The sequence below is a fragment of the Brochothrix campestris FSL F6-1037 genome, from assembly GCF_000525915.1.
GTDB classification, from domain to species: domain Bacteria; phylum Bacillota; class Bacilli; order Lactobacillales; family Listeriaceae; genus Brochothrix; species Brochothrix campestris.
The window spans coordinates 1-5,429 of sequence record NZ_AODH01000048.1; the positions used below are offsets into that span (position 1 = coordinate 1).

General features: G+C 38.9%; 4 protein-coding genes and 2 pseudogenes. 4 read left to right on the plus strand and 2 right to left on the minus strand.

All coding sequences use genetic code 11. The annotated features are described in order from the left end of the window. Positions 1–197: 197 nt before the first annotated feature. Positions 198–454: pseudogene (locus BCAMP_RS14485) on the minus strand (transposase); the annotation flags it as partial. Between the two features lie 144 nt (positions 455–598). Further along, positions 599–1,592 (minus strand): annotated as a pseudogene (locus BCAMP_RS10170) (metal-dependent hydrolase). A gap of 139 nt (positions 1,593–1,731) precedes the next feature. On the opposite strand from BCAMP_RS10170, the gene mutY reads away from it, so the two are divergent. From mutY to perR, 4 genes are all read left to right on the plus strand, one after another. Beyond that, positions 1,732–2,826 (plus strand): A/G-specific adenine glycosylase, encoded by a 1,095-nt coding sequence (gene mutY, locus BCAMP_RS10175; protein ID WP_035315413.1) that lies wholly within the window; start codon positions 1,732–1,734, stop codon positions 2,824–2,826. Beyond that, complete coding sequence (gene fabL / locus BCAMP_RS10180) at positions 2,819–3,571, plus strand: enoyl-[acyl-carrier-protein] reductase FabL (protein ID WP_035315410.1); 753 nt, start codon at positions 2,819–2,821, stop codon at positions 3,569–3,571. The genes mutY and fabL overlap by 8 nt, the downstream gene beginning before the upstream one ends. A 238-nt stretch (positions 3,572–3,809) precedes the next feature. After that, complete coding sequence (gene ntdP / locus BCAMP_RS10185; protein WP_051457039.1) at positions 3,810–4,373, plus strand: nucleoside tri-diphosphate phosphatase; 564 nt, start codon at positions 3,810–3,812, stop codon at positions 4,371–4,373. Positions 4,374–4,501: 128 nt separating this feature from the next. Then, positions 4,502–4,939 (plus strand): peroxide-responsive transcriptional repressor PerR, encoded by a 438-nt coding sequence (perR, locus tag BCAMP_RS10190; RefSeq protein WP_035315411.1) that lies wholly within the window; start codon positions 4,502–4,504, stop codon positions 4,937–4,939. Positions 4,940–5,429 lie beyond the last annotated feature (490 nt).

Genomic DNA, 5,429 nt, shown 5'->3' on the forward strand with positions numbered 1-5,429 from the left:
CTCGGAGTCGAGTACCATCTGTACACTCACCTCAAAGGCTCGTGTTTCCTAGAACAAAAGAATTTAAAGCCGTTCTAAACGGCAGTGATTGGAGAAAATAACGTCTCGACTATTTCCCGTCGATGCGTTATTTTTGAAATCACCCAAGTTTAGGATTTAAATACGAGAGGATATAACAACGTTTCTTTTCAGTCAAGTCATCTTGTAGCAAAAGCAAATTGTCTATCGATGATTTTCGATAGAAAATTTGCTTTTTTTGTTATTGTCATTAAAAAAATGACTTTTTTTATTTTAACAGAGGGATTCCAATCCCAATTCACCATTTTTTTCAAGTTCATTACAGTATAAGTCAACATCATCTGCAATGTCACGTATCGATTCCACGATAACGCGTCCATCGCATACCATGCTTTTCTTTTGCATCAGCAAAAATACGTTCAACAGATTTTTTCCGACCGATTTAAGGGGGGACTGCGCGTAATGGGAAAGCGTTAGACGAATACACCGCAGCGAGGAGGATGAGGCAACGCCCGCAACAGCTTCCCTCATAATTGGAAGGGAAAAGTAGCAAACCATATTGGTTTACTACTTTGCTGTATTATAAATAATGTTCATCTAAGTATAGTTTTTTTTGTAGTTTTCCTTGTTTGAAAATCCACCCCGTATAAGAAGAATGGATATGTAGGTGTTGATCGAGTTTAACGACAGCTACAAACGGATAATGTCCGTTGCTACGATATCGTAGATCGGTAAAGACGACTAAATAGCCATTGTCAGAGAGACGTTCGAGTTGCCAACGGTATACTTTTGAAAACGATAGAAATGAACGAATGTTCTCATCTTCTAACGCTTTTAATATAATAGGGTCTTCCATCGGTAAAGGAAGTCGTTTGAATTTTTCAAGCATCGTGACCTGTGTCCGATAGGCGCGTGCAACATAATAGGTATCTTTTGTAATGACAGCAATACGCCATTGAAAAAAAATGTGAAGTTGATGAAATCATTATTTCTTCGACCTCATCGTCGATAAGACGAATAGTTGAGCGACGTACACTACGTTGGATGGAGTAGCGCAATACGTAATAAGCGATTAAACTCAAATACATCGTACCGAAAATGATAAGTGGTTGCCGGTACAGCATCCACAGAAGAACTGCTAGTACATGACTTCCGAAAATATACCAATCAAAGGTATTGATGAAACCAAGTCCAATCCATTGTCTGCTGAAAGGTCTTAAGGCTTGTGTGCCGTAAGCGTTGAATATATCAACAAACACATGCAGACAAACAGCGAAGCAACTCCAAAGGAATAAATGGAGCCAATTAAATTGAAAGGCGTATCCGAAAACAAGCGTTATTAAAGCAGGCCAGATGAGGAGAAACGGTAATGAGTGCGTGAGGCCACGATGATTCCGAATGTAAATGCCGTTTCCTTTAAGTTTTAAGATAGTATCAATATCAGGGGCCTGTTGAGCAACAACCATCGCACCCATCAGTCCAAGCATACTAATATCAGGTGTTTGAAAAGCAGGGTCAACGGTTGCCAAGCCGCCAATTGCAATCCCCATAGCTAAATGTGTGGCTGAGTCCATTAAATCTCCTCCTAGTAATCATAGTGAATACTCGTTATAATAAAAAAGATAATAAATGCGTTACTGACTAATACCATTATCTAATTGTTATTATACAGTGTTGTCACTGATGTATCAAAAAGGAGTCGCTAAAAGAGTGATGAGTAATTGGAGTGAACAAGAAAAACAACAATTCCCAGATAATCTCGTTACCTGGTATGAAGATGAAAAACGTGAGCTTCCGTGGCGTGAAAACAGAGACCCTTATCGGGTATGGGTATCAGAAATAATGTTGCAACAAACACAAGTAGATACAGTTATCCCTTACTTCGAACGTTTTATGACACTGTTTCCGACGATGCATATTTTTGCGGAGGCACCAGAAGAATTGATTTTAAAAGCGTGGGAAGGATTAGGTTATTATTCACGCGTGCGCAATTTACAAACAGCTATGAAAGAAGTCGTGGAACTGTATGATGGCATAGTGCCAACCGATAAAGAAACGGTTTTAGCGCTTAAAGGTGTTGGACCTTATACAGCCGGTGCTATTTTAAGTATCGCTTATAATCAACCAGAGCCAGCAGTGGATGGTAATGTGTATCGTGTCTATTCACGTTTGATGGAAATTGAAGATGATATCGCGAAAGCTAAAACACGCAAAGTGTTTGAAAAGGTCGTTGCTGAAACAATATCACAGACAAATCCAGGTGCCTTTAACCAAGCATTGATGGATTTGGGTGCCACTATTTGTACGCCTAAAAACCCAAAATGTGCTGCGTGTCCAGTGGCGCAATATTGCCGTTCGCATGCTAGTGGGACCATGCTTAACTTTCCAGTCAAAACAAAAAAAATTAAAACAAAGCAAAGGTACTTAGTAACAGCGATTATTCAAAATAACGCTGGCGAAATTCTCGTGCAGCAACGACCCGAGACAGGGTTATTGGCTAATATGTGGATGTTTCCTTCTATAGAAGCGGATAAACCCTTTGCCGACCTAGCGACAAGTTTCAAAATCGGTCTTGATTTACCGGTGTATGTCAATCAAGAGTCGCTCGGGCAAGTCAAACACGTCTTTTCGCATCTGAAGTGGGAAGTTGAGACACTAACCGGTATCATCACAACCGATGAGTTTAAACTACCGGAAAACTACCGTTTTGTTTCGATTACTGCAATGAAACACTTACCGTTTCCGGTACCGTATCAAAAAGTATGGCAATTATATTTAAAAACAAGGAGTGGAATGAGAGATGAATAAGGTAGCATTAGTAACAGGTAGTAGTAGAGGGATTGGGCGCTTAATAGCAATTCGTTTAGCGGAACAAGGCTATGATATTGTTGTTAATTTTAATCGTAATCGTAAAAAAGCCGAAGAAGTACAGGCGGAAATAGAAGCCTTAGGTCGAAAATGTTTAATCGTCAAAGCTAATGTAGGTGACGTCACTAAAATCCAAGAATTGTTTGCAACAGTCGCATCAGAGTTCGGTCGTTTAGATGTGTTTATTAATAATGCAGCCAGTGGTGTCTTGAAACCGGTGATGGAATTGACAGAAAAACATTGGGATTGGACGATGTCAATCAATGCTAAATCACTTTTGTTCGCAGCGCAAGAAGCGGCTAAATTGATGACTCGTACCGAAGAAGGCGGTGCGATTGTGAGCTTGAGCTCAATTGGTTCAATGCGCGTACTTGAAAATTACACAACGGTGGGCGTCTCGAAAGCCGCAGTCGAAGCCTTGACGCGATATTTAGGTGTTGAATTAGCGAGTGAAGGTATCCGCGTAAATGCAGTGTCAGGAGGCGTTGTACAAACAGAGGCGCTGGACCATTTCCCGAACCGTGAGGAGTTGTTGGCGGATGCAATTAAACACACACCAATGGGCCGCATGGTACAAGCGGAAGATCTTGTTGATGCGGTGATGTTTTTAGTTTCAGATCAAGCTAAAATGATTTGTGGTCAGACGCTTGTCATTGACGGTGGGCGCTCATTACCCGTTTCATAAAATAACGGTACCGCTTTAATTTTATTACATCCTTATGGTATACTTATTAGTGAAATTAGTTGTAAATAGAATATAACCATGAACACTAGTTATATTGTGCTTGTATTTAGATGCTATCAAGCAGTATTTGCCGCAAAACAGCCATAATGATGCCGTAGTCGTTGCTTAGATGACTTAATAAGTGAGTCGAAGAACGAGTGTTAGAGTTATGAGTTATTCCAGAAAGTAGGTTATAACAATGTGTCTTCCGAATGAAGGGGACGTCATTAAGATTCAAAGTTATAAACACGACGGTAAACTTCATCGTACCTGGAAAAAGACGACTGTTTTAAAGGCGACTGATCAATTACTTATCGGCGGAAACGATCGAACGCTGGTGGTGGAATCTGATGGACGCAAATGGATTACGAGAGAACCAGCAATTTCTTATTTTCATAAAGAACATTGGTTTAACGTAATTTCGATGATACGTGCAGATGGGGTCCATCATTATTGTAATATTGGTTCTCCTTATCTGATTGATAACGAAGCACTTAAGTATATCGATTATGATTTAGATATTAAAGTGTTCCCAAATGGGAGTTTTCATTTGTTAGACGAAGATGAATATGAGTTCCGAAAACGTTCAATGCATTATCCCGAAGAGGTTGATCGTATCCTGAAACAACAGCTAGGCATTTTGACAGAGTGGGTACTCGATAAAAAGGGACCTTTTTCAGATGACTATATTGATTTTTGGTACTATAATCAATACCGTTCGCTGCATCCGAATAATGACGTTGTGAAAAACACTGATCTTTAAAGATTAGTGTTTTTTTTGAAATAATGAATTCTTTAATGAAAAACAGCGATAGGAATCATTGACAGTTGGTCGACCTTAACAGTAGAATGAGAATAGTTATAAAAAAGTAAGTGAAAGGATGATATATCATGGAACATACACATGATCATCTACAAGAAGCGATTGATGTTTTAAAACATCGAGGTGTGAGAATTACGCCACAAAGACGAGCAATTTTAAACTTTCTAATCGAAGCCCATACACATCCGACTGCAGATGAGATATATAAAGCGTTGGCTCCGAATTATCCAAATATGAGCGTTGCAACTGTCTATAATAATCTTCATGTATTCAAGGATGCGGGGATTGTGAAAGAACTGTCTTATGGTGATGTATCGAGTCGCTTTGATTTTGCCTCGCATGAACATTACCATGCGATTTGTGATAATTGTGGAAAAATAGTTGATTTTTCGTATCCAGGTTTAGAAGAAGTTGAAAGCTTAGCAGCTCATGTCACTGGGTTTGCTATTTCACGTCATCGGCTAGAAGTTTATGGTCTTTGTGATGAGTGCAAAAAGAAAGTTTGAAAACTTGTTGACGGCAGTAAAATGATTTGGTATTATAGAAAATGTCCTTGATAAGAGAAGGAAGAAAAACAGTTGCGGGAATGCAAAATGATTTTTTTGAACTACTCTTATATTGAGAGTACGTTGATTTTGTAAAGCTAGGTATGAGAAACAATGCCTTCGAAAAACAGTTGACAAACTGAGAGACAACATGTTATTATTAGTAAGTCCTAAAGAAGTTTCTTGGGAGAAACAATTTTATTTGATAGAAAAGTTGTTGACTCAAATCAGCGGGCGTGATATACTAAAGCAGTTGTCAGCGAGAGCCGATAACGATTGACCTTTGAAAACTGAACGAACAAAAAGATGTTATATGCTTAAACTCTTAGGAGTTTAACCAATTAATTTCGTAACGACAACAAGTAATAAATTTTTAGCTAGCGAACTAGTTAAGGATCATTTGACGGTTTAAACACCGTTACTTTTTTAACGAGAGTTTGATCCTGGCTCA